Source organism: Rhizobium sp. R634 (genome assembly GCF_002211305.1).
Taxonomy (GTDB): Bacteria; Pseudomonadota; Alphaproteobacteria; order Rhizobiales; family Rhizobiaceae; genus Rhizobium.
In genome coordinates, this window is record NZ_LOKW01000002.1 from 1 (window position 1) to 26,537 (window position 26,537).

Sequence of the window (26,537 nt, forward strand, 5' to 3'; positions counted from 1 at the left end):
GGCGCGCCGCCGGCGATCGCCAATGCCTATAAGGACGTCGTCTCGAAGTTCGTCCACGGCCAGATCAAGAGCTCCGACGAAGCCGTCACTCAGCTCGTCCAGGCGATCGACGACGCCCGCTGAGACCGCTGAGACCAGCCGATGAATATGCTTCCCCGCGTCTCTAGCGGGGAAGCTTCAGGCTCCGCAGCGATCATTGCCGAGCCGATCCTGCGGGAAGGGAGATGATATCCATGAGCACAGTTGCCACCACCGATCCGGTTCTGACCCCCGGGCAAGCGACGCCGATCTCGCTGAGAGGCCGGCTGCAGGATGCGCTGCCGAAGATCGTGCTGGCGCCGAGCTTCGTCATCACGCTCGTCTTTGTCTACGGCTTCATCGTCTGGACGGCCTATCTGTCGTTTACCAATTCCAAGACCTTCCCCTCCTATCAGCTGACGGGGGCGCGGGCCTATCAGCGGCTGTGGCGCTGGACCTTCGAGAGCGATCCGCCATCCTCCTGGTACACCTCGATCACCAACATGGCGATCTTCGGCTTCCTCTATGTCGGCATCTGTCTGGCGCTCGGCCTGCTGCTTGCCATCCTGCTCGACCAGAAGATCCGCGGCGAGGGGCTGCTCAGGCCGATCTTCCTCTATCCGATGGCGCTCTCCTTCATCGTCACCGGGGTGGCCTGGAAATGGTTCCTCGACCCCGGCCTCGGGCTCGAACAGACGCTGCATCACTTCGGCTGGACGAGCTTCCACTTCGACTGGATCAAGAACAAGGACTTCGTCATCTATACCGTCGTCATCGCCGGCGTCTGGCAGGCCTCGGGCTTCGTCATGGCGATGTTTCTCGCCGGGCTTCGCGGCATCGACAGCGAGATCATGAAGGCGGCCGAGATCGACGGCGCCTCGACCTTGCAGCTCTATCGCCGCATCATCATCCCGCTCTTGCGCCCGGTCTTTCTCTCCGCCTTCATCGTGCTCGCCCATATGGCGATCAAGTCCTATGACCTGGTGGTGGCGCTGACCTCGGGCGGGCCGGGCGGCTCGGCCTGGCTGCCGTCCAACTTCATGTATGAATACACCTTCAAGCGCAACGAGATGGCCGTCGGCTCGGCCAGCGCCATCATCATGCTGATGACGATCTCGGCGATCATCGTGCCCTATCTCTATTCCGAACTGAAGGAGAAGGGCCGATGAGCATCTCCGCTGCCTCTCCCGCCGCCTCCGGCAATGCAGGACGCGTTATCGGCCGCATCGTCATCTATAGCCTGCTGGTCATCTTCGCCGTCCTCTATCTGATGCCGCTCTTCGTCATGCTCACCACCTCGTTCAAGACGATGGACGAGATCCAGGGCGGCAACATGCTGGCGCTGCCTGAGGCCCCGACCTTCGATCCCTGGATCAAGGCCTGGGGCGAGACCTGCGTCGGGCTGACCTGCGCCGGCATCAAGGGCTACTTCTGGAACTCGATCAAGATGGTGGTGCCGGCGGTGGCCATCTCCACCATCATGGGGGCGCTGAACGGCTATGTCCTAACCAAATGGCGCTTCCCCGGCCATACGCTGGTGTTCGGGCTGATGCTGTTTGCCTGCTTCATCCCGTTCCAGTCGGTGCTGCTGCCGATGGCGACCATCCTCGGCTCGCTCGGCCGCTTCGGCATGATGCTGCAGAACGCCACCGGCTTTACCTTCGGCTTCGGCAATCCGACGGTCAACCTGGTCTTCGTCCATGTCGTCTATGGCCTCGGCTTCACGACGCTGTTCTTCCGCAATTTCTACGAGGCCTTCCCGACCGAGCTGGTGCGGGCCGCCCAGGTCGACGGCGCCAGCTTCTTCCAGATCTTCCGCCGCATCATGCTGCCGAACTCGCTGCCGATCATCGTCGTCACCGTCATCTACCAGTTCACCAACATCTGGAACGACTTCCTGTTTGCCTCGGCCTATGCCGGCACCGGCGATTCCATGCCGATGACGGTGGCACTCAACAATGTCGTCAACACCTCGACCGGGGTGGTCGAATACAATGTCAACATGGCGGCGGCGATGATCGCGGCCGTGCCGACGCTCATCGTCTACATCCTCGCCGGCCGCTACTTCGTGCGTGGCCTGATGGCGGGCGCAGTCAAAGGGTAACCCATGGCTTTCCTCGAAATCTCCGGCCTCAGAAAGCGCTTCGGCGCTGTCGACATCCTCAAGGGCATCGACCTCGAACTCGAAAAGGGCGGCTTCCTGGTGCTGGTCGGCCCATCCGGCTGCGGCAAGTCGACCCTGCTCAACACCATTGCCGGGCTGGAAACGATCACATCAGGCGAGATCCGGATCGACGGGCGCCCGGTCAACGGCCTGCATCCGTCCAAGCGCGACATCGCCATGGTGTTCCAGTCCTATGCGCTCTATCCGAACATGACGGTGGCGGGCAACATCGCCTTCGGCATGGAGATGCGCGGCGTGCCGCCACAGGAGCGCAAGCAGGCGATCGACAAGGTCGCCAAGGTGCTGCAGATCGGCCATCTGCTCGACCGCAAGCCGAGCCAGCTGTCGGGCGGGCAGCGCCAGCGCGTCGCCATGGGCCGGGCGCTGGTGCGCGATCCCAAGCTCTTCCTGTTCGACGAGCCGCTCTCCAACCTCGACGCCAAGCTGCGCGTCGACATGCGCATCGAGATCAAGCGGCTGCATCAGGCGACCGGCAAGACCATCGTCTACGTCACCCACGACCAGATCGAGGCGATGACGCTCGCAACCCGCATCGCCGTCATGAAGGACGGCATCGTCCAGCAGTTCGGAACGCCTGCCGAGATCTACAACAATCCCCCCAACATGTTCGTCGCAGACTTCATGGGATCACCGGCGATGAACTTGCTTGCCGGAACAATTGAAAACGGCGCGGGCGGGCTCACGGTTTCGCTGGAGCGGCCGAATGCCGCGCCGCTCAAGCTTCCCGTCATGGCGGGCAATAACGGCCTCACCTCCTATGCCGGCCGGCAGGTGGTCTTCGGTATCCGGCCGGAAGCGCTGACCGATCTCGACGGCGCCGATCGCAAGGCGCGGTCGCTGACCGAGGGCGATTGCCTGATCGAGGTGATCGAGCCCGCTGGTTCCGACACCTTCGCCGTCACCAAGCTCGGCGGCAAGGAAGTCGTGGCCCGCCTGCGCGCCGATGCCGGCATAGCGCCCGGCCAGAGCGCCCGCCTTGCCTTCAATCTCGACAAGGCGGTGTTCTTCGATCCGGAAAGCCAGCTCAGGATTTCGTGATCGCCGTCAGGCGACAGCCGTCACGTTAAGCGTCACCGGCGCAAAACGCGAGGAGACGGCCTCGACGGTGATTTCGCCGGTAAGTCCCGTCGCCTCCAACCAGAAGCCTGATGTGCCGCCTTGCAACGGCACGTTGACCGGGCCGACGATCTTTGCCGGTCCATGCACCTTCAGCGAAATGCTGTCGTTCATGAACGGCAGGCGCTGGCCGCATTGATCGAGCGCGCGGATGATGACACGGGTGCTATCGCGCTCGCGGGCTTTCAGCGTGCGGCTGTCGGCAACGATTTCCAGCGTCGTCGGCAGGGGATCGGCCGCGAGCGTCAGGCTCGCCACCGCCTGGCCGCCGATATAGCCGGTCAAGGTGCCGTCGATCCATTCGAGGCCCCAGGTGCCGAGTTCGTCTGCGGTGAAGTGCCGGTGGTCGAGCACGATGGGCGGATGCGGCAGGTGCGGATAGTTCTCGCGGTCCGGACCGATGCGCTTGGACAGCGCGCCGTATTGCAGTTCCACCTCGTCGCAATTGGTCAGGATGATCAGCGGCAGCACGCCGCCGATATTGCGTTCCCCGCGCGCCCAGAAGGTCGCCGGCTTCATGACGACCTCTTCGGACGGGTCGCACTGGCTGATATAGGCATAGGCGGCGAATTTCGGCTCGCGGAACATGTCCATGACGCCGTGATAGCAGATGCGGTCGCCGGAGCCGAAATCCTTGTGGGTGTTGTAATCGAACATGCACCAGCCGATGGCACCCGAGATATCGGGGTCGCCATAGGCGGCGTTCAGCACCTCCAGGTGACGGCGCACATGCTCGGCCTGGCGCTGTTCCTGATCGTAGATCTTCGTCGGGTGCATGTGACCGTTGAACTCGGTGATGAGGTACGGCACCTTCTGCGACAGGCCGGTATTTTCCTGCTGGCCGCGCAGCGCCGTGCGCGGGCGATTGGCGCCCGGCAGTTCTTCATTGCCAAGGATGAAATCGTTCATCGTGTAGACGTCTTCGAGCAACTCGCTCTCGGTGATATACCGCACGCCGCCGGTCTGGCGGGTGCTGTCAAGCTCGCGGGCGAGGCGATTGGTCTCGACGTAAAAATCGTGGCTGTCCTGCGATTCGTTGATGCGTACGCCCCAGATGATGATCGAGGGATGGTTCCAGTCGCGCTCGATCATGCGCCGGACGTTCTCGATCGATTCCTTCTGCCAGTCGGCATCGCCGATATGCTGCCAGCCGGGAATTTCCTCGAAGACGAGCAGGCCGATCGCGTCGCAGCGGTCGAGGAACCATTTCGATTGCGGATAATGCGAAGTGCGGACGATGTTGCACTTCAGCACCGACTTCATTATGTCGGCATCGCGCTCCTGGGCGGAACGGCCGGCGGCATAACCGACATAGGGGAAGGACTGATGGCGGTTGAGGCCGCGCAGTTTCAGTGGCTTGCCGTTCAAGCGGAAGCCTTCGGGCGTGAATTCGGCTGTGCGGAAGCCGAAACGGGTGGAGACACGGTCCGAGCCGTGCTCGGTCCTCAGTTCGACGATGACCTCATAAAGCGTCGGATCGGTGATGTCCCAGAGGCTAATGCCGGTGAGGCCGCCGAAGGAAAGCCTGGTGCGCTCGCCGATCGTTTCGGTTGCAGCGGTGGCGATCACCGTGCCGTCCGCCTGCCTCAGCGTGGCGGTGACCGTCGCCGAGAAGCTGCGGCCCTCGGGATTGGCGATATCGACGCGCACGCTCGCCGACTTTTCCGAGGCAAGAACATCCGTGGTTTCGATCTTGAGATTGCGGATCGAGACGGGGTCGGTGACCTTCAGCCAGACGTCGCGATAGATGCCGGCATAAGTGAGATAATCGATGCGGCCGCCGAAGGGCGGAATGGCAGGGTTTTCGCTGCCGTCGATTTTGACGGTCACGAGGTTCTCGCCCTTGATGAGCTTACCGGTCAGGCGGGCCTCGAAGGGAGTGTAGCCGTCCTTGTGGGCGATGATTTCCTCGCCGTTCAGATAGACGACGCTGTCGGCCATGGCGGCGTCGAAGACGAGCGAGACCTCGCGGTCCTCGAATTCCGGCAGCCAGCGCAGCATCTTCTGATAGGTGAAGGCGCGCTGATAGCTAGTCTCGTCGAAATAGTTGAAGGGCAGTTCGACGGCGGTATGCGGCAGGCTGACCATTTTGGCGGCGTCGAAGTTTTCGAGCAGACGCTGGCCGAAACCTTCGTGGAAACTCCAGCCTTCGTTGAAGGAAAGGACGGAACGCATTCAGGCTCTCCCGCTCATGGCATCAGGAGCCGTGCGGCGCGCCTCGGCCCGTGAAAATCGGATCATCGTCTATTCCTCCTTGATGCAATAAGGCGCGGCCGCTTCAGCGCTTCGCGTCAAATCTGATTCATGCGACGCGTTTAGCGTTTTTCAGCGATGCCGTCATCCGCAACCATTTCACATGCGCTGATGAGATGCGTTAGGCGGTCGAGCCCCAGCGGGGCGTGCAGGTGAGCGTGATGCTGTGCGGTCCTTCGATCCCGGCGTCATGGCGCTCGATCAGTTCGACCACAGCATCGATGAAGGCGACGTGGTCGAGGCTCAGCGTGGTGAGATCATTGCAATCCCAGGCTGCCATGGCGATGCCATCCTGGCCGATGATGGCGATATCGCCAGGCGTATTCCGGCCGAGCACGCGGCGCGCCGCATCGCGCGCGCCGATCGCCATCACGTCGTTGCCTGAGATGATGGCGTCGACCTTGTCGCGGTGCAGCAGCAGCACGGCTTCCTTGAAGCCGGAATCATAGGAATAATCGCCGAAGGCCTGTGCTTCGAAGGCGAGGCCGCGCTTGGCGAGCGCCTCGGCGAACCAGCTGCGCCTCAGCTTGTCGATCCAGCTCGAATTGGTGCCGGAGAGATAGGCGAAACGTTTCTTGCCGTCGCGAACGATCTTGTCGATGATCGCGTCGGCGGCGGCTGAGCCGTCGATGCGGATCGAGGAGACGTTTTCGTTTTCGAGCGGCTCGAAGGAGACGATGATCGGCTTCGTCGTGTGGAAGATATCGACGGCGTCCTGCATCGACACCATGTCGGAGAAGATGACGACATGATCCACCTGATAGGTGGAGGCGAGCCGCATCAGCTGCAGCCGGTCGGAATGATCGGCGCAGCAGAGGATGATCGGCAGCAACTGTCTTGCCTGCAGGCGGTGGACGAGAAGCTGCTGTTCCTCGGCCTCGCAAGGATTGCCGATCGCATTGACGACGAGGGCGACGAGCCGCGAGCGCTGATTGTTCAGCGAACGGGCGATGGCGTTCGGCTGATAGCCATATTCGCGGGCGACGGCGAGGATGCGGTCGCGCGTTGCCCTGCCGATGCGCGAATCCGGCGAGAAGGCGCGGGAAATGGTGGCGGAGGAGACGCCGGCGAGCTTGGCCAGTTCCTTCGAAGTGATCCGCCGTTTGTTCGTTCCGCTCATCTTCAGTGCCTGTCAGGCGGCGATCCTGACGGAGGCGCCGCCGGCCGCTGCCGATTCCTTGATTGCATCCCAGAGCCTAGCGAATCTGAGGCCCATTTCAACGGAGCCGGAGTTTTCCATTTTCCCATCGCGAATGGCGAGGAAATTCTTCATCGGGTTGCCGAGAATTTCGGCTTCCTCGCGGGGCTCGGCGGTGCGGCCGACGCTGATCTCACGCCAGCCGCCCCAGGCGTCGATGCGCACGATTGCTTTCGAATAGAAGAAGGTGATGTGGGAGGCGCAGCCGGGCGGGCCGTCGCCGGCGGCCGTCAGCGTCGCCAGCGCGCCGTTCTTCAGCCGGGCGGAGACGGCGGTGGCGATGTCGACGGTCTTGCCGTGATTGGCCATGTAGGCCGAGACGCTGTCGAAATCGGAATTGGCGAGCAGGCAGACGGTGTTCATCATATGGGCGCCGGTATCGAACATGAAGCCGCCGCCTGATATCTCCGGCTGCTGCTTCCAGTGGCCGTCATAGTTGGACGACCAGCTTTCCCAGATCATGCCCGATATGGCGATCAGTTCGCCGAACTCGCCGGCCAGCGCCCGTCTGCTTGTGTCGAGCACGAGCGGCGACAGGCCGCCCTGAAAGGCGGTGACAATGGTGACGCCGCTTTTCTTCTGCGCGGCGATCAGCCGCTCGGCCTCGGTGACCGTCGTCACCATCGGCTTTTCCAGGAAGAGATCGAGGCCGGCCTCGGCGACGGCGGTCGCCTGCTCGGCATGGAAGGCATGCGGCGTCGAGATATAGACGATATCGAGTTCGCTCCTCATGGCAGCGAGCATCGCGCGGTAATCCTCAAAGCTTTTTGGTTCGGGCGCGCCTGCGGCGAGGCAGACGTCGATCAGGCGTTGGCGTGACGCGGCCGTCGTGTCCGCCAGTGCCGCGAATTCGATCTCCGGCATTCTTGCCCAGCTCTCGGCGTATTCCGCCGCCTTCAATCCTGCGCCGATGACGCCGAGGCGCAATTTCTGAGTCATGAAACTCCTCCCTCAATCATGTGTGCACACGATTACACAGATGCAATTCCATAGGCAAGTCGTGAATAATTACAATATATCAAATGATTAGGTTTTAGGTTCGAATCTTTTCAAAATCTGCCTTGCCAGTGATTGGAATGCGTGTACATTTTCGCCGGCGGTGCTGGAGGGCGCCGTATCTCTAAAAGAGGGAGGACTTTCGTTGAGGAAGACGGTTCTTGGTGGCCTGTGCGCCATTCTGCTGAGCGCGGTTTCGACGCTGGCGCAGGCTGAGACAATCCGAATAGCCAATCATGGCCAGGCTGGCATCGACGCGATGAAATCGACGGTCGAGCGGATCGAAAAGAAATACGGCGTGACCGTCGAGGTCGTCGAATATCCGGCGCCCGACAAGGACTATCTGACCAAGCTGCTGACCGAGCTCGGCGCCGGCAATGCGCCCGACCTGTTCTCCATTCCGACGACGGCTGCCGTCGCCGACATGGTGGAAGCGGGCTACCTCGCGCCGATCACCGAGCAGTTCAAGGCCTGGGACGGTTACGCCAATCTTTATGACGTCGCCAAGCAGCTTGCCGTCAGCCCGGATGGCGAGACCTATGTGATGCCGTTCATGCTCGGCATCCAGGAAATCTATTACCGCAAGGACGTTCTCGAAAAGGCCGGCATCTCGACCGAACAGCCGAAGACCTGGCAGGAGCTTCTCGACCGCGCGGCTGAGATCAAACAGAAGACCGGCGCCTACGGCCTGCTCTTCCCGGCCGGCGTTTCCTGGGGCAGCGGCGCTTTCGACGAAGGCTTCCAGCACCTGCTCGTCGGTTCCAAGACGCCGCAGCTGGTCGATGCCGACGGTAAGCTCGATCTCAACGGCGAAGGCATCAAGGATGTCTTCAACGTTTACAAGGAGCTGATCGACAAGGATCTGATGCCGACGCAGCCGCTGCTCGGGCCTGAGCCCTGGGTCGTGCCGAAGTACCAGATGTTCCCGGCCGGTAAGCTTGCGGCGACCACATGCGGCTCCTGGTGCTACATTTTCGACTGGGGTCGCGAAAGCAAGAATCCGATTCCCGAGGTGACGAAGGTGGTCGGCACTTGGACGGTTCCCGGCCAGAGCAGCGGCCAATATGTGCTCGCCAATCTGGCGGCGCCGTGGGCAGTCAATGCCAAGTCGGCCAATACGGAGCTTGCGATCAAGGCGCTGATGGAGATTGGCTCCATCGAGACCCAGGTCTCCTACGCGGCCCGCATCGGCAATATCCCGGCAAGCAAGGATGCGGCCGGGAATGCCGAGTTCCAGAAGCTGACGGAACTCGTTCCGATCCATGCGGCTGCCGAAAACGGTGTGTTCCTGAAGCAGGCTTCCGGCTTCGGCACGGTCTCGGAAGGTGTGGCGCGGGCGACCGAAGCGCTGCTGCGCAAGGAAACCGATGCCGCCGGCGCCCAGAAGATCCTTGTCGACTACGTCAAGGAAACGCTCGGCGACGACATGGTCAAGTAAACGTCCGTTTCTTGCCTTTGCCGGGGCGCGGCGTCGATCGCCGCGTTCCGGTTCATTCGATCAGTTGTGAGCTTCCATGGCCCGAAACTCTCATGAAAAGCGTGCCGAACGGCAGTGGCTGTTGATCCTGCTGCCTTCGCTGGTGCTGCTTCTGGCCTTCGTCATCTACCCGGCCATCTATTCCATCTATCTGAGCTTCACCAACGAGGCCCTGACCGGGGCGGCGGCACTGCGGCCGCGCTTCGTGGGCTTTCGGAATTACGCGCGGCTCTTCAACGATGCGAAATTCTGGAACGCGCTCTTCGTCACCTTCGTCTTCGTCATCGGTTCGGCGGTGATCGGCCAGTTCGTGCTCGGCCTCGTTTCGGCAATGGCGCTGCGCCGGCCGATCCGTTTCCGCAGGATCTTTTCGTCGATCATCCTGCTGCCGAACGCCGCCCCCGAAGTCGTCGCCGGTTTCATGTGGATCTCGATGCTGGCCGGCGGCGAGAATGCCACGCTCAGCCGTATCGTCAGCTTTTTCGGCGTCACGCCGGCCGATTGGCTGCAGGTCTTCCCGCTGGCGATGATCATCATCGTCAACACCTGGCGCGGCATCGCCACCGCGATGATCCTGCTGACCGCCGGCCTCAGCACCATTCCGGCGGAAATCTACGAGGCCGCGCGCATGGACGGCGCGACGCCGTCGCAGATGTTCCGCCGTATCACCCTGCCGCTGATGATGCCGACGATTCTGCTCTACATGCTGATCTCGGCCGTCTCGACCATCGCCGTCTTCGGCCTCGTCTATGCGCTGACGCGCGGTGGACCGGGCGGAGCGACCGAAGTCGTCAGCATCTATATCTACAACCAGTCCTTTACGGCGTTTCAGCTCGGATATGGCGCGGCCGTCGCCGTCGTCGCCCTCATCATCTCGCTGATATTGGGCATCGCCTATGTCCGGGCCATGAAGGTGGAGGTCTGACATGGCCGTCGTTTCCCCGAGCGAGACCGCGAACAAGGGCCGTTCCGACCTCATCGCCTATGCGACGCTGTCGCTGATCTCGATCTTCTGCGCCGTGCCTTTCTTCTGGGTGCTGCTCGCCTCCTTCGACGGCAATGCGCAGCTCTTCCTGCATTGGCCGCAGCAGTGGACCTTCGCCAATTATGTCAGGGTCTTCACCAAGGAGGACGGGGCGAAATGGCTGTTCAATTCGCTCTTCGTGGTCGGCAGCGCCACGCTGCTGGTCATGGTGCTTGCAGGCCTCGGCGGTTATGCGCTGTCGCGCACGCGGGCCTGGTGGAAGCTGCCCTTCCTCTATGCCATCCTGCTCATCCGCGTGCTGCCGCCGACGGCCCTCGTCGTGCCGCTCTACAAGTTCCTGCTGACGCTGAACAATGCCGAAGCGGCGGTGCTGAGGCCGATCTTCGGCAGCTATGCGCGTGACATCATGCGCTGGACCGGCTTCATCGACGGTTATCTCGGACTGGTCCTGGTGCTCGCGACGATGCAATTGCCGCTGGCGCTCTGGATCATGAAGACCTTCTTCGACGGGCTGCCGAGGGATTACGAAGAGGCGGCGTTGATGGACGGAGCAACGCTGATCCAGCGCATCCGCCGGGTCCTGATCCCGCTGGCGCTGCCGGGGCTTGCCGCCGCCGGGCTGTTTGCCTTCATGTCGGCCTGGGGCGATTTCCTGCTGCCGCTGATCTTTCTCTCGTCGCCGGAGCTGCAGACGCTGCCGCTCGGTCTCTTCCGCGCCTTCCTGCGCATCAACGAGATCGATTACGGTCTGCTGACTGCACTCGCCTTCATCTATCTGCTGCCCGCCGTCGTCGCCTTCGGCTTTGCGCGGCGCTTCCTCGTCCAGACGTTCTCGGGCGGTGTGAAGGGCTGAGCTCAAGAAAGAGAAACGGATGATCACTCTCAGAAACGTTCGCAAGTTCTACGGCGCGCTCGAGGTCATCAAGGGTGTCGACATCACCGTTGAGGACGGGGAATTCGCCGTCTTCGTCGGCCCGTCCGGATGCGGCAAGTCGACCCTTCTGCGCATGATCGCCGGCCTCGAGGGTATCGATGAAGGCGACCTCATCCTCAACGGCAAGCGCATCAACGACGTGCCGCCCGACAAGCGCGGTATCGCCATGGTGTTCCAGTCCTATGCGCTCTATCCGCATATGACGGTCTCGGAAAATATCGGTTTCTCGCTCAGCCTGAAGAAGGTGCCTGAAGCGGAAATCCGCAAGCAGGTGGAAGCTGTCGCCGAGATCCTGCAGCTGACCGACTACCTCGATCGGAAGCCCGCGGCCCTTTCCGGCGGCCAGCGCCAGCGGGTGGCGATCGGCCGCGCCATCATCAAGAAGCCGTCGCTGATCCTGTTCGACGAACCGCTGTCGAACCTCGATTCAGCACTCCGGGTGCAGATGCGCGCCGAGCTGCAGCGCCTGCACCGCGAGCTGAAGGCGACCGTCGTCTACGTCACTCACGACCAGGTGGAAGCAATGACGATGGCCGACCGTATCGTCGTGCTGAACAAGGGTGTCGTCGCCCAGCAGGGCGCGCCGATGGAGCTCTATCATCAGCCGGACAACGAGTTCGTGGCGACCTTCATCGGTTCGCCGAAGATGAATGTGCTGCCGATGACGGCGACACGCCGGGATGCCGGCACTGTCCGTCTGGAAAGCCCGCTCGGCCTTGCCATCGATCTTCCGGATGGGAACGGCGCTGTGCCGCAGGGCGAGGCGAAGCTCGGCATCCGCCCGGAGCATCTGAAGCTCGCGTCGGAGGGGCAGGGCGATTTTTCCGCCGAGGTGGTCATTGTCGAGCGGCTCGGCGTCGAGACCTATCTGACGGTCGGCTCGCAGCAGCAGCCGATCGTCGTGCGCGCCGAGGGTGACATGACCATCCGTCCGGGCGACCGCGTGTCGCTGACGGCCGAGCGGGCCGCCTGCCATCTGTTCGATTCCGCCGGCCGGGTGATCCGTCCGGCTCAAGCCTGAAACATCGACGCCAAAACATTGAGGACTGGCATGACAATCAAGGTCACGATCTGGAACGAGGGACGCCACGAGCAGGTTCACAAAGAGGTCCAGGATATCTATCCGGATCGTATCGACGGCGCGATCGCCGCGGGTATCGCCCATCCGGATTTCGAAATCCGCCGCGGCACGCTGGATGATCCGGACGAAGGGCTGCCGGACTCCGTGCTCAACGATACCGACGTGCTGCTCTGGTGGGGGCATATGGCGCATGAGGAGGTCAGCGACGGGCTGATCGATCGCGTCCAGCAGCGCGTGCTGAAGGGCATGGGCCTGCTGGTGCTGCATTCCGGCCACCACTCCAAGCTCTTCCGCCGGCTGATGGGCACGAATGCCAATCTTTCCTGGCGCGAGACGCCGGATGGCGACCTGGAGCGCGTCTGGGTGGTCAATCCCTCCCATCCGATCGCCGAGGGCCTGCCGCCCTATTTCGAGGTCAATGCCTCGGAAATGTACGGCGAACCTTTCGACATCCCCCAGCCGGACGAGCTGGTGTTCATCTCATGGTATTCCGGCGGGGAGGTGTTCCGCAGCGGATGCACGTTCCAGCGTGGCCGTGGGCGCATCTTCTTCTTCAGCCCCGGTCACGAGACCTATCCGATCTATCACGACAAGATCGTGCATAAGGTCATTTCCAACGGCATTCGCTGGGCGCGGCAGAAACACACGGATGGCCGCATCCTGGAGAACTGGCACCGCGCCGAGCCGCTGCACGGCAGGCCAGTCGCAGTGAAGGCCTGAAGCAGCGCGCATTTCGGCGGCGCGCCGATCCTTACGGATATTGCGCGCCGTTCGTCTTGGTATAGATCGAATAGACAGAGCGTGTCGCGGTAATGAAAAGCCGGTTCTTCTTGGGGCCGCCGAAGGTGAGATTGGACACCGTCTGCGGCACTCTGATCTTTCCGAGCAGGGTTCCATCCGGCGAAAAGCAGTGCACACCGTCGGATGCGCTTGTCCAAAGATTGTCGCTGACATCGAAGCGGAAACCGTCCGGGTTGCCGACGTCGAGGCTGCAGAAATAGCGGCCATTCGCGAGCCTTCTGCCATCGACGACGTCGAAAACTCTTATATGGCGCGGCACTTCATGCTTGGCCGAGCCGGAATCGGCAATATAGAGCTTCGTCTCGTCGGGCGAGAAGGCGAGGCCGTTCGGCTGGATGAAATCCTCGACGACGGCTTCGATCGCGCCGCTTGCAGGGTCGATGCGGTAGACGTTGCGGGTCGGCTGCTCGGGCTCGGCCTTGTGACCCTCATAATCGGACAGGATGCCGTAGGTGGGATCGGTAAACCAGATCCCACCGTCGGAATGCACGACGACGTCGTTCGGCGAGTTCAGCCGCTTGCCCTTGTAGCTGTCGGCGAGAACGGTGATGGCGCCATCCGCTCGGTGCGGGTGACGCGGCGGCCGCCATGTTCGCAGGAGACGAGCCGGCCCTGCCGGTCGCGGGTGTTGCCGTTGACGTAGTTGGAGGGCGAGCGGAAGACCGAGACCGTTCCATCCGGCGTCCAGCGCATGATGCGCTCGTTCGGAATGTCGCTCCAGAGCAGGCAGTTCAGGTCGGAAAACCAGACCGGGCCTTCGGTCCAGCGGCAGCCGGAATAGAGTTCCTCGAGGGCTGCGCTGCCGATGACCAGAGCGCCGAAGCGCTCGTCGCGGATGTCGTAAAGCGGATTATCGGCCACGCCGGTTTCCTCCCTGAATGCTGCTGACCTTTTCCTAGCGGCAAATACCGGCAGGTGCCAGAGCCCGGCGGGGGAAATGCCGGGCTCAGTTTCTTAGAGAGCGGCGGCCGGATGCGGCGAGCCGTCATAAGCACCCCAGATCGACTGGTCGAAGCAGATGACCGAGCCGGTCATAAGGCCGGATTCGGCCGATGAGAGGTAAGCGCAGGCGCGCGCCACCTCATGCGGATCGACGAGACGGCCGAAGGGCTGGCCGGCGGCCGCCTTCTCCAGCCAGTCGGCGGGTGCGTCGTGATATTCGCGCTGGATCCGGTCCTCGCCTTCCGAGGCCATCCAGCCGATGTTGAGGCCATTGACGCGGATGCGGTTGCGCAGCAGCGCATAGGCCGTGTTCTTCGTCAGCGTTTCCAGCGCTCCCTTGGAGGCACAGTAGGCGGCGATGAAGGGTTGGCCAGCCTTGGCCGACATGGAGCCGATGTTGACGATCGTTCCCTCGGTCTTCTCCCGGCGCATGATATTCACCGTTTCCTGCATCAGGAAGAACGGCGCCCGCACGTTGACGGCGAACATCGCGTCGAAGAGTTCCGGGCTGGTGTCGAGGATGGTGCCGCGATCGGTGATGGCGGCGGCATTGACGAGTGCATCGACACGGCCGAAGGCCTCATCGCAGGCATGCACGACATTCCTGCAGTCTGCGACCTTGCCGAGGTCGGCCTTGACGTAGACGACCCGCGCGCCGGTGGCGGCGGAAATCTCGGTGGCCTTCGCCTTGCCCTTGGCTTCGTTGCGCCCGCAGATGACGATGCCTTCCGCACCGCGTTCGGCGAAAAGACGGGCAATGGCGGCGCCCAGCCCTTGCGTGCCGCCGGTGACGATGGCGATCTTGCCGTCGAGGCGGCCGTGGTCTGTGCTCATGTGGTTCCTCCTTGGTGATATGTAAATGGCCTCCCGCGTGCGGGAGGAGGCTATGGCAGTGCGGGTGGCCCCTCATCGGCCCTACGGGCACCTTGACCTGGGTCAAGACCGGTGGCTCGACCCAGGTAAAGGTGCCGGCAGGCGGATGAGGGGGCTCCAGTCTCCAAGTTTAGCTCAACTTCTTCCTCGCCTGCTCGGCAAGCGCTGCCGTAAAGGCTTCGTCGCTCCAGCCTTCCCGCAGCGCTTCATGCATCAGTTGTGCCTGCGTCTTCGGCGCCAGCCCACCGAGCGGCGGGTCGCGGTCGAGATTGGTGGGGAAGGAGTAGCCTTCGGCGCAGGCGGCAACGGCATTGGCGATTTCACCGGCCGACAGCTTGCCCCGCAGTGTTTTCAATGCGGGAAAGAGCCTGGCGCTCATCCTTTCGCGGTTGACGGTTTCCATTGCGCGGCCGAAAGCGGAGGAGACCTGCAGGAGGTTGGCGACGCGCTTGATGTCGGCCGAGCGGTTGGTGCCGGCGGCGTGGAAGAGTGCCGGATTGAAAAAGACGACGTCGCCTTTTTCGAGCGGCAACTGCACATGATTGGCTTCGAAATAATCCCGGAACTCCTGGCGCTTCAGCGCGAGATAACCCGGCACATAGGTCTGGCTGTGCGGCAGGAAGAGCGTCGGGCCGCTTTCGAGCGGCATGTCGCAATGGGCGACCGCGCCCTGCAGCGTCAATACCGGCGAGAGCCGGTGCACATGTGCCGGAAACTGCTCGATCACCTCCGACGACTGGAAGCCGAGATGGTAGTCGCGATGCGCCGACTGCGCCGCGCCGCCCGGATTGACGCGATTGACCTGCGCCGTCATCTGGTAGCTCGGGCCGAGCCAGGCTTGGCTTGCGAGCGCCACGATGGCGTTGCCGTAATATTCGGCGAAATTTTCAGGATCGGCGAGGCAATGCTTCTCCAGGGAATTCCAGATACGGTCGTTCGCGCCCGGCTTGGCGAAGTGATCGCCGCCGCCGGTCGACGTGCGGTGCTGCTCCTCGATGATCGCATCGAAGATGGCGCTGGCGCGGTCGATGATGCCGGTGTCCTCGTAAGCACGCTTGAACACCACGACGCCGGGACCTTCGCCGAAGGCCTCGCAGATCTCAGCCAGTACGGCGCGCCGGCCTTCCGGCGCTGAGGCGGCTTCCATCACCTTGCGGCTGTCGTAGATCAGGACATTCCGTTCCACTTCCGAGGCAGTCGGATAATCGGCAAGCACAGTCGTTTTCTCCGCAAGTCTGCGAAAATCATCGAGATTGCAGGCGTCTTCGCTCAGCCAGACGCGGTCGGCGCGCAATTTCTGCTGATTGTCCGTTTTCATCAGGTGCTCCTCCCTGTTTCCGATGGAGGCACTATACGCCGCACTGTCCGGTGATATAGATCAGGAATCCATCAAAAAATCATCAGGATGGCCTGTGGCCCATAGCTTTCTCGTCAAGGATATCGCCTTTCAGGCGGGATTGAGCACCGCGACCGTCGACCGGGTGCTGAACGGCCGGCCGGGTGTGCGCCAGCAAACGGAAATGCGGGTGAGGGCGGCGATCGCAGAGCTGGAGAAACAGCAGGCAGGCGCAATAAGCAGCGGCCGCACGCTGGCGATCGATATCGTCATGGAGACGCCGCAGCGTTTCAGCGACACGGTACGCGCCGCCTTCGAAGCCGAGATGGCCGCCTTTCTGCCCGGCGTCTTTCGCTGCCGGTTCCATTTCGCCGAGGTGATGAAGCCTGCCGAGCTGGTGCAGCTTCTCGATCGCATCCGGCTGCGCGGCACGCATGGTATCGTGCTCAAGGCGCCCGACGTTGCGGAAGTGGCGGCCGCCGTTGCCCGGGCGGATGCGGCCGGGATTCCCGTGGTGACGCTGGTGACCGATCTTCCGAATTCGTCGCGCATCGCCTATGCCGGCGCGGACAACCGCGCGGCTGGAGAAACCGCTGCCTATCTCATCGGCGAGGTGCTCGGGAACCACGGCGGCAAGGTGCTGGTGACGCTGTCGAGCGGGCGGTTCCGCGGCGAGGAGGAGCGCGAAATCGGCTTTCGCCGGGTCATCCGCGCCCATTATGCCGGGATCGGTATCACCGAAATCAGCGAGGGACACGGCACCGATGCCGCGACGGGAACGCTTGCGGCGGCAGCGCTTGCGGCTGATCCCGATATCAACGCCGTCTATTCGATCGGTGGCGGCAACCGGGCGGTGCTGGCCGCCTTCGATGCCGCCGACCGTCTGGTCCGCGTCTTCGTCGCCCATGACCTCGATGCCGACAACCGGGCGCTGCTTGCGGCGCGCCGCATCGGTTTCGTGCTGCATCACGATCTCAGGACCGATGCGCGCTCGGCCTTCAGGGCGATCATGGGCCGGGCGACGTCACCGGGGCGGGCGGTTCCGGCCTCGCTTTCATCGGTCGAAGTCGTCACGCCCTACAATATGCCCGCCGGCGGTTGAGGCGTCGGCGTTCCTTCCGCAGTGATTTTCGGCTACAGCTTGGGCAGAACAAAGGTGAGCGGCATGGATTACAGCGACGTCAGCACGATTGCGGCCTGGATTACCGAGCAAGGCCTAAAGGGCGTTTCGGAAGCCGAACTCATGACCGGCTTCTGCGCGGCCTGCCGAAACGCCGGGCTGCCGCTCGACCGCGGTCTGGCGCTGATGGATACGCTGCACCCCGTGCATGAGGGCCGCGCCTTCCGCTGGGACAGCGTCGAGGAGATCGAAACCGAATTCGAATATGGTCCGACGAGCTCCGGCGAAGCGGCGGCAAACTGGCAGCGCTCGGCCTTCTACCATCTTTGGTCCGGCAATGAGCGGGAGGTGCGCCGGCGCCTGGGCTTCGGCGATCCGACCGATTTCAGCATGCTCGACAAGATCGCCGAAGCCGGCCACACGGATTTCGTGGCGATGATGCATCGCTTCAACGAAGCCGGCACGATCGGCGAGATGGATTGCTTCTTCTCGCATTTCGCCACCAGGCACCCTCAGGGCTTTTCCGATCACGATCTCGCCATCCTGCGCAAGCTGGTGCCGGTTCTTGGATTGGCGATCAAGTGCATCGCGCTCGGGCGCATCGCCCGCACCATTGCGGAAGTCTATCTCGGCGAAGATGCGGCGCGTCAGGTGATGGAAGGCAAGATCAGCCGCGGCAAATCCGAGCGGATTTCAGCTGCACTCTGGTTTTCGGATCTGCTGAACTACACCAAGATCTCCGACCGCGTGCCGCCGGAGGAAATCATCCCGCTGCTCAACGATTACAGCGAGGTGGCGATCTCGGCGATCCATGAGGCGGGCGGCAACGTGCTGAAGCTGATCGGCGACGGCGTGCTCGCGATTTTCAAGGGCGAGGTGCCGGCCGAGACCTGCCGTGCGGCGCTCAGCGCCGAATCGCTGCTGCGGGAAAAGCTCGTCACGCTGAATGCCGCGCGCGCGGCTGACGGCAGACCGACGACGGATGTCTATATCGGCCTGCATATCGGCGATGTCTTCTACGGCAATATCGGCAGCCAGGACCGGCTGGATTTCACGGTCATCGGCCCGGCCGTCAACGAGGTCAGCCGGATTGCTTCGATGTGCCGCTCGGTCGATCTCAACCTGTTGATCTCCTCCGATTTCGCCGCGGCCATCCCGGAGGACGAGCGCACCGCGCTCGCCTGCGTCGGGCGTTATGCGCTGCGCGGCGTGCAGCGCGCGCAGGAACTCTACACCTTGGAGAGCGCACGGCTGGGCGACTGACCGTCTGGCGTGCGGGCTCTACCGCAGCAAGCCCTGGCCGCCGTCGATCCAGATCGGAGTGCCGGTAATGTGCCGGGCCCGTTCGGAGGCGAGGAAGAGGATGGTTTCGGCGACATCCTCGCTTTTGCCCGCCTTGCCGCCTGCGATCGGGATATCGCCTGCCGGCCAGATGACGGGAACCTCGGTTTCCTCACGGCCACGGCTGGCGGTATTGGCGCTGATATTGGTTTCGATCTCGCCGGGGCAGACGGCATTGACGCGGATGCCGTGCCGGCCGAGTTCCAGAGCGAGCTGCTGGACCATGGCGACCTGGCCGGCCTTGGTGGCCGTGTAGGCGGTCGCGCCCGGGGTGGTGAAGGTGCGAGTGCCGTTGATCGAGGAGACGACGATAATCGAGCCGCCGCGACGCTTCAAATGCGGAACCGTCAGATGCAGGGTCAGATAGGTGCCGCGCAGATTGACGGCGATCGTCTTATCCCACTCGTCCGGCTGCAGATCGTCAATCGGAGCCCAGACGCCGTTGATCCCGGCATTGGCGACGACAATGTCGAGGCCGCCGAAGCTATCCGCAAGCTTTTGCACCGCCGCGCGCATCTGAGCTTCGTCGCTGGTGTCGGCCGTCAGCGCGATCGCCTCGCCACCGGCCGCCTTGATCTCGGCGCAGGTGTTTTCGACCTCGTCCGCCGTGCGGCTCAAAGCTGCGACCCTTGCTCCCTCGGCAGCAAGCCTTAACGCGGCTGCCTTGCCGATGCCGGAACCGGCGCCCGTCACCAATGCGGTCTTTCCCTTCAGCTCCATGGACGGCCCTCCTTGACGTTCTGCCCTATGCCAATGTCCGGCGCGGCAGTTGGTTCCGGATGAGGGCGGGCCGTCGCGCTTATCTCAGAAGCGTCGGCTTCAAGGCCCATTTCTCCGGCCCATGGACGGCGGCAAAGAGCAGGCCGGCGAGGAAGGTGAAGTGATCGACGAAGAAGCCGAATTCCGCCTGGTTCTGCTGCCAAAGGGACGGTCCGTGGAAAGCAAAAGCGAGGAAGATCACGTAGACGCCTGCGAGCAGGCTCGCTTCGCTGAAGAAGGCGCCCGATATAAAGGCGAGCGCCAGGGCGATTTCAAAGAAGGCCGCGACCCAGGTCAGGAACGTCGCCATCGGAAAACCGGCAGCGGCGATGTAGCCCGATGTCGCGCCGATATCGGCGAACTTGAAGCCGGCGGCCATGAAGAAGATGAAGCTGAAAATGATGCGGGCTGCGATGATTGCGATTGCTCTGGCCATGGAAACCTCCTCTTGGGCTTCCATTATGACGGATGAGCCGCCTGATTTCCGACATGGCGAATGAAAAAGGGCCGCTTGCGCGACCCTTTCCCTTTTACCATTCGGCAAAGCTGCCATCGGCATGGCGCCAGACGGGATTGCGCCAGCGATGTCCCTCCCTGGCGCGCTCGATGACATAGGCCTCGTCGACCTCGATGCCGAGGCCCGGCCCCTGCGGGATCGAGACGAAACCGTCGGCATAGTGGAACACCTCCTTGTTGGAGACATAGTCGAGGATGTCGTTGCCGGTGTTGTAATGGATGCCGAGACTCTGCTCCTGGATGAAGGCATTGTAGCTGACGGCATCGACCTGCAGGCAGGCCGCAAGCGCGATCGGGCCGAGCGGGCAATGCGGCGCCAGCGCCACGTCATAGGCTTCGGCCATGGCTGCGATCTTGCGGCATTCGGTGATGCCGCCGGCATGCGAAAGGTCCGGCTGAATGATGTCGACATAGCCGTCCGAAAGCACCTGCTTGAAATCCCAGCGGGAATAAAGGCGTTCGCCGAGTGCGATCGGCGTAGAGGTGTGGTTGACGATATCGCGCAGGGCCTCCTTATTCTCCGAAAGAACCGGCTCCTCGATGAACATCAGCTTGTAGGGCTCAAGCTCCTTGGCGAGAACCTTGGCCATCGGCTTGTGGACGCGGCCGTGGAAATCGACGCCGATGCCGATATGCGGGCCGATCGCCTCGCGGATGATGGCGATGGTCTCGACCGCCTTCTCGACTTTCTCGTTGGTGTCGACGATCTGCATTTCCTCGCAGCCGTTGAGCTTGATCGCCTTGAAGCCGCGCGCGACCACCTCCCTGGCATTGTTGGCGACATCGGCGGGACGGTCGCCGCCGATCCAGGAATAGACCTTGATGCGGTCGCGCAACTGGCCGCCGAGCAGCGAATGGATCGGCTGGCCAAGGGCCTTGCCCTTGATGTCCCAAAGCGCCTGGTCGATGCCGGAGATCGCGCTCATATGGACGGCGCCGCCGCGATAGAAGCCGCCGCGATACATCACCGTCCAATGGTCCTCGATCAGGAAGGGGTCCTTGCCGATCAGGTAGTCTTCCAGTTCGTGAACCGCGGCCTGGACGGTCAGCGCGCGGCCTTCGACGACCGGTTCTCCCCAGCCGACGATGCCTTCATCGGTCTCGACCTTCAGGAACAGCCAGCGCGGCGGAACGATATAGGTGGTGAGTTTGGTGATCTTCATCGCGGTTCTTCAGCTCTTCCTGGGGTTGCGACTGGCGGCATTTCCGCAGAGGTGGTGGGATCGATTATTTCGTTCTGCCGATTGCCTTCTCGGCAGCGGCAAGGTCGCGCACCGCAAGATCGAGCATGCGGTTGGCGCATTCGCGGGCGCCGGCCTTGTCACGCATGCGCAGGGCCTCGACTAGTTGGCCGTGAACGAGCACCGCATCCTCCCGGTTTTCGACAGCGATGTTGGAGGCATGCAACGCATATTGCAGCGCCGCATGGATGGCGCTCGACAGGCGGCGGAACACCTGGTTATGGCTGGCGGTGAGCAACACCGTATGAAACATCACGTCGGCATCGGTGAAGCTTTCCGGTTCGCCGGCGCTGTCGCGCATCTGCCGCCAAGCCTTGTCGAGATCGGCGATCTCCTGGGCGCTGGCGCGTTCGGCGGCATATTCGGCGGCTGCCGGTTCTATGGTGCGCCTGGCCTCGAGGATGCAGCCAAGAAGGTCGAAGTCTTTGATGTAAGGCCCCATCCACTCGAGCACTTCAGCATCGAGGATATTCCACTCATCCCTGTCGCAGACGGTCGTCCCGACCCTTGGCTTGCCGCGGACAAGACCCTTGGATTCCAACACCTTCAAAGATTCGCGAATGACGGTGCGGCTGACGCCGTAAAGTTCGCAGAGGTCATTCTCACGGGGTAGCGGCGAGCCTGAGGGATAGCGGTCCGCACAGATATCCTGAGCGATCGCCACTGTCACGTTGCGGCGTACGCGCGGCCGGCGTTCGCTGCTGCTGGAGCTTTTTTCCGCTCGGCTTTGTCCCTCAGATTCCAACTTCACCTCTCCGCAACCCTCCCCGGGAACAAACCGAACCTCATTATCCGAATTCCATCGGCTTTGCGACGGGCCCTCCCGGCTCCTATCGCTATCCTATTATTCTAATCATCATACATTGGCAATTGACTGGTATGATGATTTAACATAATTCATGACACACTGCCGAGGAGGCAGTTGCTCGATTTCAGAGTTTAGGGAGAGAGACATGCGCTTGTTCAAAGCAGCTATTGTGGCTGGCACTTTCGCCATTCTGACAGCCGGCTCGGCATTTTCCGCGGACGTCAAAATAGGCTTCATCGTCAAGCAGCCCGAGGAGCCGTGGTTCCAGGACGAATGGAAATTTGCCGATCAGGCCGCCAAGGAAAAAGGCTTCACAGTCGTCAAGATCGGTGCGGAAGACGGCGAGAAGGTTCAGTCGGCGATCGACAATCTCGGCGCCCAGGGTGCGCAGGGCTTCATCATCTGCACGCCCGACGTCAAGCTCGGGCCCGGCATCGTCGCCAAGGCCGAAGCCAACCAGCTGAAGCTGATGACGGTCGACGACCGCCTCGTCAGCGCCGACGGCAAGCCGCTGGAAGACGTGGCGCATATGGGCATCTCGGCGACCAAGATCGGCGAGACGGTCGGCCAGGCCATCGTCGACGAAATCAAGAAGCGCGGCTGGGACATGAAGAATGTCGGCGCGATCCGGGTCTCCTACGACCAGCTGCCGACTGCCGTCGATCGCGTCGAGGGCGCTATTTCCGTGCTGAAGGCCGCAGGCTTCCCGGCCGAAAACATCTATGACGCGCCGCAGGCGAAGACCGATACGGAAGCGGCGCTGAATGCCGCGACCACGGTTCTCAACAAGCATGCCGACGTCAAATACTGGGTCGCCTTCGGCCTCAACGACGAAGCCGTTCTCGGCGCCGTCCGCGCGTCCGAATCGGTCGGCATCCCGGCGGCCAACGTCATCGGCGTCGGTATCGGCGGTGCGGAGTCGGCGATCAACGAATTCAAGAAGCCGGCCGCGACGGGCTTCTTCGGCACGGTCATCATCTCGCCGAAGCGTCACGGCTATGAAACGGCGCTCAACATGTATGAGTGGATCGCCAACGGCAAGGAGCCGGAAAAGCTGACGCTGACGTCCGGTTCGCTGGCGCTGCGCGGCGATTACGAGAAGGTCCGCAAGGACCTCGGCATCGAGTAATCATTCCCGAATGATGCATCTCCGGCGGCCGCTTACGCGTGCCGCCGGAACTTTCGCGGCGGAGTGATGATGGCTTTCCTCGAATTCAAACACATTTCCAAGGGCTATCCCGGCGTACAGGCGCTGTCCGACGTCTCCTTCACCGTCGAGAAAGGCGCCGTCCACGGCCTGATGGGTGAGAACGGCGCCGGCAAATCGACGCTGATCCGTGTGCTTTCCGGCGACCAGGCCGCGGACGCCGGCAGCATTCTCATCGACGGCGAAGAGCAGAAATACGGATCCGTTCGCGACGCTTTCCACGCCGGCGTCATCGTCATCCACCAGGAACTGCAGCTCGTTCCGGAGCTGACGGTGGCCGAAAATCTCTGGCTTGGCCGCTTTCCCGCCAAGGGCGGCGTGATCAATGCGAAGACCCTCATCGAGACGGTCCGCTCGAAGCTCGAAGAGATCGGCATCGACGTCGAGCCGTCGGCCAAAGTCTCCTCGCTTTCGATCGGCGCCCGGCAGATGGTGGAGATCGCCAAGGCCGTCATGCTCGACGCCAGGGTCATCGCGCTCGACGAGCCGACGTCCTCGCTTTCCTCGCGCGAAAGCGAAATCCTGTTTTCACTCATCGATAAGCTGAAGGCGAAGGGCACGGTCATTCTCTACGTCTCGCATCGTCTCGACGAGATTTTCCGGCTTTGCGACAGCCTGACGGTGCTGCGCGACGGCAAGCTTGCCGCCCATCATCCCGAGATCGCCGGAACGACGCGCGAGCAGATCATCTCCGAGATGGTCGGCCGAGAGATCAGCGATATCTGGGGATGGCGCGCGCGCCCGCTCGGCGACATGAGGCTTGAGGTCAAGGATCTCTCGGGACCGAGGCTGCGCAATCCGATCAGCTTTTCGGTCCGCCGGGGCGAGATCCTCGGCTTCTTTGGCCTGATCGGCGCCGGCCGCAGCGAGATGGCGCGGCTGCTCTATGGCGCCGATGCGAGAGACAAGGGTCAGGTGAGGATCGATGGCGCCGCGGTTTCGCCGAACGATCCGAAAGCGGCGATCGATGCCGGCATGGTGCTCTGCCCCGAGGACCGCAAGTCCGACGGCATCGTTCAGGGGCGGTCGATCGAAGAGAATATCGCCATCTCCTCGCGCCGGCATTTCTCCCCCTTCGGGATCTTGAATCCCAAAAGGGAGGCGGCGCTGGCTGACGAGTTCATTGCGCGGCTTCGGGTACGAACGCCCTCGCGCAAGCAGGACATCATCAATCTTTCCGGCGGCAACCAGCAGAAGGTCATTCTCGGCCGATGGCTTTCGGAACAGGGCGTCAAGGTTCTCGTCATCGACGAGCCGACGCGCGGCATCGACGTCGGGGCGAAATCCGAGATCTACGACATTCTTTATGAGCTGGCCGCCGGTGGAATGGCGATCGTGGTGATATCGAGCGAATTGCCTGAGGTCATGGGCATCTCCGATCGCATCATGGTGATGTGCCAGGGCAGGGTGGCGGCCGATGTCGCCCGACCGGATTTTGACGAGCGCAGCATTCTGACGGCAGCGCTTCCCGACAAGAATGCCGCCGGCACCATCCAGTATCAGGAACAGGGACGATGAACTCGTTGAAAAAAATCCTTCTCGGCGAACAGGGACTGGTGGTGATCTTCGCCGCCGCCTTCGTGATCGTTTCGCTCTTCGTTCCGAACTTCCTGACCGAGCGGAACATGCTCGGGCTGCTGCAATCGGTGGTCACGATCGGCATTGTCGCCTGCACGATGATGTTCTGCCTTGCGTCGCGCGATTTCGACCTTTCGGTCGGATCGATCGTCGCCTTCTCAGGCATGGCTGCGGTGATGGTCTCGAACGCGACGGGCTCCATCCCGGTCGGTCTGCTGGCCGCCCTACTGTGCGGCGCGATCGTCGGCTTCGTCAATGGCATCGTCATCGCCCGCTTCCGCATCAATGCGCTGATCACGACGCTTGCGACCATGCAGATCGTGCGCGGGCTGGCGCTGATCGCCTCGGATGGCCGCGCCGTCGGCATCAACGATCCCGCCTTCTACCAGCTTGCCCTGTCGCGCTTCCTCACCGTGCCGACGCCGATCTGGATCATGCTCATCCTGTTCGTCTTTTTCGGTTTCGTGCTCAACCGCACCGTCTTCGGCAAGAACACACTGGCGATCGGCGGCAATCCGGAGGCCTCGCGGCTTGCCGGCGTCAACGTCGTCAACATGCGCATCTGGATCTTTGCGCTGCAGGGTCTCGTCTGCGGCATTGCCGGCATCCTGCTTGCCTCGCGCATCACCTCCGGCCAGCCGAATGCTGCGACCGGGCTCGAGCTTTCGGTGATTTCAGCCTGCGTGCTCGGCGGCGTGTCGCTTGCCGGCGGCCGGGCGGCGATGAGCGGCGTCATTGTCGGCGTGCTGATCATGGGCATTGCCGAAAACGTTATGAATCTGCTGAATATCCAGGCATTCTATCAGTATGTCGTGCGCGGGCTGATCCTGTTGATCGCGGTGCTGCTCGACAATCTGAGGTCTTCGGCGGCAGGGCGGCGTGGATGAACAACGGACATGGCGAAGATGAAATCGAGCTGAGCCACGGCGATCTCTCGGTCAGGATCAGCCGCCGGGGCGCTGCCGTTACCGCCGCAACATTTCGGGCCAAGCCCTTCCTCCTTCCAGCCGGCGGCCCAGACGGCACTTACGCAAGCTTCCCCATGGTGCCGTTCGGCAACCGCGTGGAAGGCAATGCCATGTCCTTCGGCGGACGCGACTATGTCTTCCAGCGGAATTGTCACGATCCTCTCTATCTGCACGGCGATGGCTGGATCGGCTTCTGGCAGCTGGAGGAATCGAGCTCCGAGCATGTGCGTCTCTGCTTTTCGCGTGATGCCGACGGGATCTCGCCCTATGCCTATCTCGCCTGGCAGGAGATCCGCCTCGCCGGCAATCGGCTGGCGCTGACGCTTTCGGTGGAGAACCGGGGTGAGGCGGCTTTGCCCTTCGGCCTCGGCCAGCATCCTTTCTTCGTCAGGACGCCGGAAACGCAGTTGACGATTGCCGCCGGCCGCTTCTGGAACGAGCGGCACGATCATCTTCCCGGCGAACCCGGCCCGGTTCCCGCTGATTTCGATTTCAGCTCCGGCAAGCCGCTCCCGCGGCTCTGGATGAACAATGCCTTCGAGGAATGGGACGGGCGGGCGGCCATCGTCTGGCCGGAACTTGGAATTCAGGCGGCGCTGGAAGCCGATGCCGCGCTCAGCCGGTTCATGCTCTATATGCGGACCGACCGCACGGACTTCTTCTGCCTCGAGCCGATGAGCCATCTGCCGAACGGCCATCACCTGCCGGAGTTCGGCGGCCTCATGCCGCTCGCGCCGGGTGAGGTTCTTTCCGGCAAGGTGGCGATCGATCTGTCGGCGCTGCCGGTTTAACGGGAGGAGAGAT

22 protein-coding genes and 3 pseudogenes are annotated in these 26,537 nt (G+C 62.5%); 15 read left to right on the forward strand and 10 right to left on the reverse strand.

Annotation, left to right across the window (positions count from 1 at the left end; translation table 11 throughout):
• The 4 genes and pseudogenes from ATY77_RS04275 to ATY77_RS04290 all read left to right on the forward strand — a co-directional run.
• Positions 1 to 123, forward strand: a pseudogene (locus ATY77_RS04275) (sugar ABC transporter substrate-binding protein); the annotation flags it as partial.
• Positions 124 to 233: 110 nt separating this feature from the next.
• Positions 234 to 1,187 carry a sugar ABC transporter permease gene (locus ATY77_RS04280; RefSeq protein WP_088686270.1) on the forward strand — a complete coding sequence of 318 codons (954 nt, stop codon included), beginning with the start codon at positions 234 to 236 and terminating at the stop codon, positions 1,185 to 1,187.
• On the forward strand, positions 1,184 to 2,122 hold the full coding sequence (locus tag ATY77_RS04285; protein WP_088686271.1) for a carbohydrate ABC transporter permease: 939 nt from the start codon (positions 1,184 to 1,186) through the stop codon (positions 2,120 to 2,122). The genes ATY77_RS04280 and ATY77_RS04285 overlap by 4 nt, the downstream gene beginning before the upstream one ends.
• Positions 2,123 to 2,125: 3 nt before the next feature.
• Entirely contained in the window at positions 2,126 to 3,241 is a 1,116-nt protein-coding gene (locus ATY77_RS04290; protein WP_088686272.1) for an ABC transporter ATP-binding protein, read from the forward strand.
• 6 nt (positions 3,242 to 3,247) lie between these two features.
• Here ATY77_RS04290 and ATY77_RS04295 read toward each other — a convergent pair whose 3' ends face one another.
• The 3 genes from ATY77_RS04295 to ATY77_RS04305 all read right to left on the reverse strand — a co-directional run bounded on the left by ATY77_RS04295 (position 3,248) and on the right by ATY77_RS04305 (position 7,709).
• Positions 3,248 to 5,494 (reverse strand): glycoside hydrolase family 2 TIM barrel-domain containing protein, encoded by a 2,247-nt coding sequence (locus ATY77_RS04295; RefSeq protein WP_088686273.1) that lies wholly within the window; start codon positions 5,492 to 5,494, stop codon positions 3,248 to 3,250.
• 199 nt (positions 5,495 to 5,693) lie between these two features.
• Complete coding sequence (locus ATY77_RS04300) at positions 5,694 to 6,692, reverse strand: LacI family DNA-binding transcriptional regulator (RefSeq protein WP_088686274.1); 999 nt, start codon at positions 6,690 to 6,692, stop codon at positions 5,694 to 5,696.
• 12 nt (positions 6,693 to 6,704) lie between these two features.
• The gene (locus tag ATY77_RS04305; RefSeq protein WP_088686275.1) at positions 6,705 to 7,709 is read right to left on the reverse strand and encodes a Gfo/Idh/MocA family oxidoreductase; all 1,005 of its coding nucleotides are present in this window, start codon (positions 7,707 to 7,709) and stop codon (positions 6,705 to 6,707) included.
• Positions 7,710 to 7,911: 202 nt separating this feature from the next.
• On the opposite strand from ATY77_RS04305, the gene ATY77_RS04310 reads away from it, so the two are divergent.
• From ATY77_RS04310 to ATY77_RS04330, 5 genes are all read left to right on the forward strand, one after another.
• The gene (locus ATY77_RS04310) at positions 7,912 to 9,204 is read left to right on the forward strand and encodes an extracellular solute-binding protein (protein ID WP_088677736.1); all 1,293 of its coding nucleotides are present in this window, start codon (positions 7,912 to 7,914) and stop codon (positions 9,202 to 9,204) included.
• A 76-nt stretch (positions 9,205 to 9,280) separates the two neighbouring features.
• Positions 9,281 to 10,168: a sugar ABC transporter permease gene (locus tag ATY77_RS04315; protein WP_088686276.1), complete on the forward strand. Its 888-nt coding sequence runs from the start codon at positions 9,281 to 9,283 to the stop codon at positions 10,166 to 10,168.
• Position 10,169: 1 nt separating this feature from the next.
• Entirely contained in the window at positions 10,170 to 11,081 is a 912-nt protein-coding gene (locus ATY77_RS04320) for a carbohydrate ABC transporter permease (RefSeq protein WP_088686277.1), read from the forward strand.
• 19 nt (positions 11,082 to 11,100) lie between these two features.
• Positions 11,101 to 12,183 (forward strand): sn-glycerol-3-phosphate ABC transporter ATP-binding protein UgpC, encoded by a 1,083-nt coding sequence (gene ugpC, locus ATY77_RS04325; RefSeq protein ID WP_088686278.1) that lies wholly within the window; start codon positions 11,101 to 11,103, stop codon positions 12,181 to 12,183.
• 30 nt (positions 12,184 to 12,213) lie between these two features.
• Positions 12,214 to 12,963: a ThuA domain-containing protein gene (locus ATY77_RS04330; RefSeq protein ID WP_088686279.1), complete on the forward strand. Its 750-nt coding sequence runs from the start codon at positions 12,214 to 12,216 to the stop codon at positions 12,961 to 12,963.
• Between the two features lie 31 nt (positions 12,964 to 12,994).
• Here ATY77_RS04330 and ATY77_RS04335 read toward each other — a convergent pair.
• The 3 genes and pseudogenes from ATY77_RS04335 to ATY77_RS04345 form a co-directional block, all read right to left on the reverse strand.
• Positions 12,995 to 13,905, reverse strand: a pseudogene (locus ATY77_RS04335) (SMP-30/gluconolactonase/LRE family protein).
• A 93-nt stretch (positions 13,906 to 13,998) separates the two neighbouring features.
• The gene (locus ATY77_RS04340; RefSeq protein ID WP_088686280.1) at positions 13,999 to 14,820 is read right to left on the reverse strand and encodes an SDR family oxidoreductase; all 822 of its coding nucleotides are present in this window, start codon (positions 14,818 to 14,820) and stop codon (positions 13,999 to 14,001) included.
• Positions 14,821 to 14,989: 169 nt separating this feature from the next.
• Positions 14,990 to 16,177: a phytanoyl-CoA dioxygenase family protein gene (locus tag ATY77_RS04345; RefSeq protein WP_088686281.1), complete on the reverse strand. Its 1,188-nt coding sequence runs from the start codon at positions 16,175 to 16,177 to the stop codon at positions 14,990 to 14,992.
• A 94-nt stretch (positions 16,178 to 16,271) separates the two neighbouring features.
• On the opposite strand from ATY77_RS04345, the gene ATY77_RS04350 reads away from it, so the two are divergent.
• Complete coding sequence (locus ATY77_RS04350; protein WP_088686282.1) at positions 16,272 to 17,297, forward strand: LacI family DNA-binding transcriptional regulator; 1,026 nt, start codon at positions 16,272 to 16,274, stop codon at positions 17,295 to 17,297.
• A gap of 63 nt (positions 17,298 to 17,360) precedes the next feature.
• Positions 17,361 to 18,578: an adenylate/guanylate cyclase domain-containing protein gene (locus ATY77_RS04355; RefSeq protein WP_088686283.1), complete on the forward strand. Its 1,218-nt coding sequence runs from the start codon at positions 17,361 to 17,363 to the stop codon at positions 18,576 to 18,578.
• Between the two features lie 18 nt (positions 18,579 to 18,596).
• Here ATY77_RS04355 and ATY77_RS04360 read toward each other — a convergent pair.
• From ATY77_RS04360 to ATY77_RS04375, 4 genes and pseudogenes are all read right to left on the reverse strand, one after another.
• Positions 18,597 to 19,418: pseudogene (locus ATY77_RS04360) on the reverse strand (SDR family NAD(P)-dependent oxidoreductase); the annotation flags it as partial.
• A gap of 37 nt (positions 19,419 to 19,455) precedes the next feature.
• Positions 19,456 to 19,851, reverse strand: coding sequence for a DoxX family protein (locus tag ATY77_RS04365; protein ID WP_088686474.1), 396 nt, complete (start codon positions 19,849 to 19,851; stop codon positions 19,456 to 19,458).
• 94 nt (positions 19,852 to 19,945) lie between these two features.
• Complete coding sequence (gene dgoD / locus ATY77_RS04370; protein ID WP_088686285.1) at positions 19,946 to 21,094, reverse strand: galactonate dehydratase; 1,149 nt, start codon at positions 21,092 to 21,094, stop codon at positions 19,946 to 19,948.
• A gap of 64 nt (positions 21,095 to 21,158) precedes the next feature.
• Positions 21,159 to 21,917 (reverse strand): FadR/GntR family transcriptional regulator, encoded by a 759-nt coding sequence (locus tag ATY77_RS04375; protein WP_088686286.1) that lies wholly within the window; start codon positions 21,915 to 21,917, stop codon positions 21,159 to 21,161.
• A 208-nt stretch (positions 21,918 to 22,125) separates the two neighbouring features.
• On the opposite strand from ATY77_RS04375, the gene ATY77_RS04380 reads away from it, so the two are divergent.
• The 4 genes from ATY77_RS04380 to ATY77_RS04395 all read left to right on the forward strand — a co-directional run bounded on the left by ATY77_RS04380 (position 22,126) and on the right by ATY77_RS04395 (position 26,524).
• The gene (locus ATY77_RS04380; protein WP_088686287.1) at positions 22,126 to 23,109 is read left to right on the forward strand and encodes an arabinose ABC transporter substrate-binding protein; all 984 of its coding nucleotides are present in this window, start codon (positions 22,126 to 22,128) and stop codon (positions 23,107 to 23,109) included.
• A 69-nt stretch (positions 23,110 to 23,178) separates the two neighbouring features.
• Positions 23,179 to 24,705, forward strand: coding sequence for an L-arabinose ABC transporter ATP-binding protein AraG (araG, locus tag ATY77_RS04385; RefSeq protein WP_088686475.1), 1,527 nt, complete (start codon positions 23,179 to 23,181; stop codon positions 24,703 to 24,705).
• Positions 24,702 to 25,652, forward strand: coding sequence for an L-arabinose ABC transporter permease AraH (gene araH, locus ATY77_RS04390; RefSeq protein ID WP_037141501.1), 951 nt, complete (start codon positions 24,702 to 24,704; stop codon positions 25,650 to 25,652). Before araG ends, araH begins: the two co-directional genes overlap by 4 nt.
• Complete coding sequence (locus ATY77_RS04395) at positions 25,649 to 26,524, forward strand: aldose 1-epimerase (RefSeq protein WP_088686288.1); 876 nt, start codon at positions 25,649 to 25,651, stop codon at positions 26,522 to 26,524. Before araH ends, ATY77_RS04395 begins: the two co-directional genes overlap by 4 nt.
• Positions 26,525 to 26,537 lie beyond the last annotated feature (13 nt).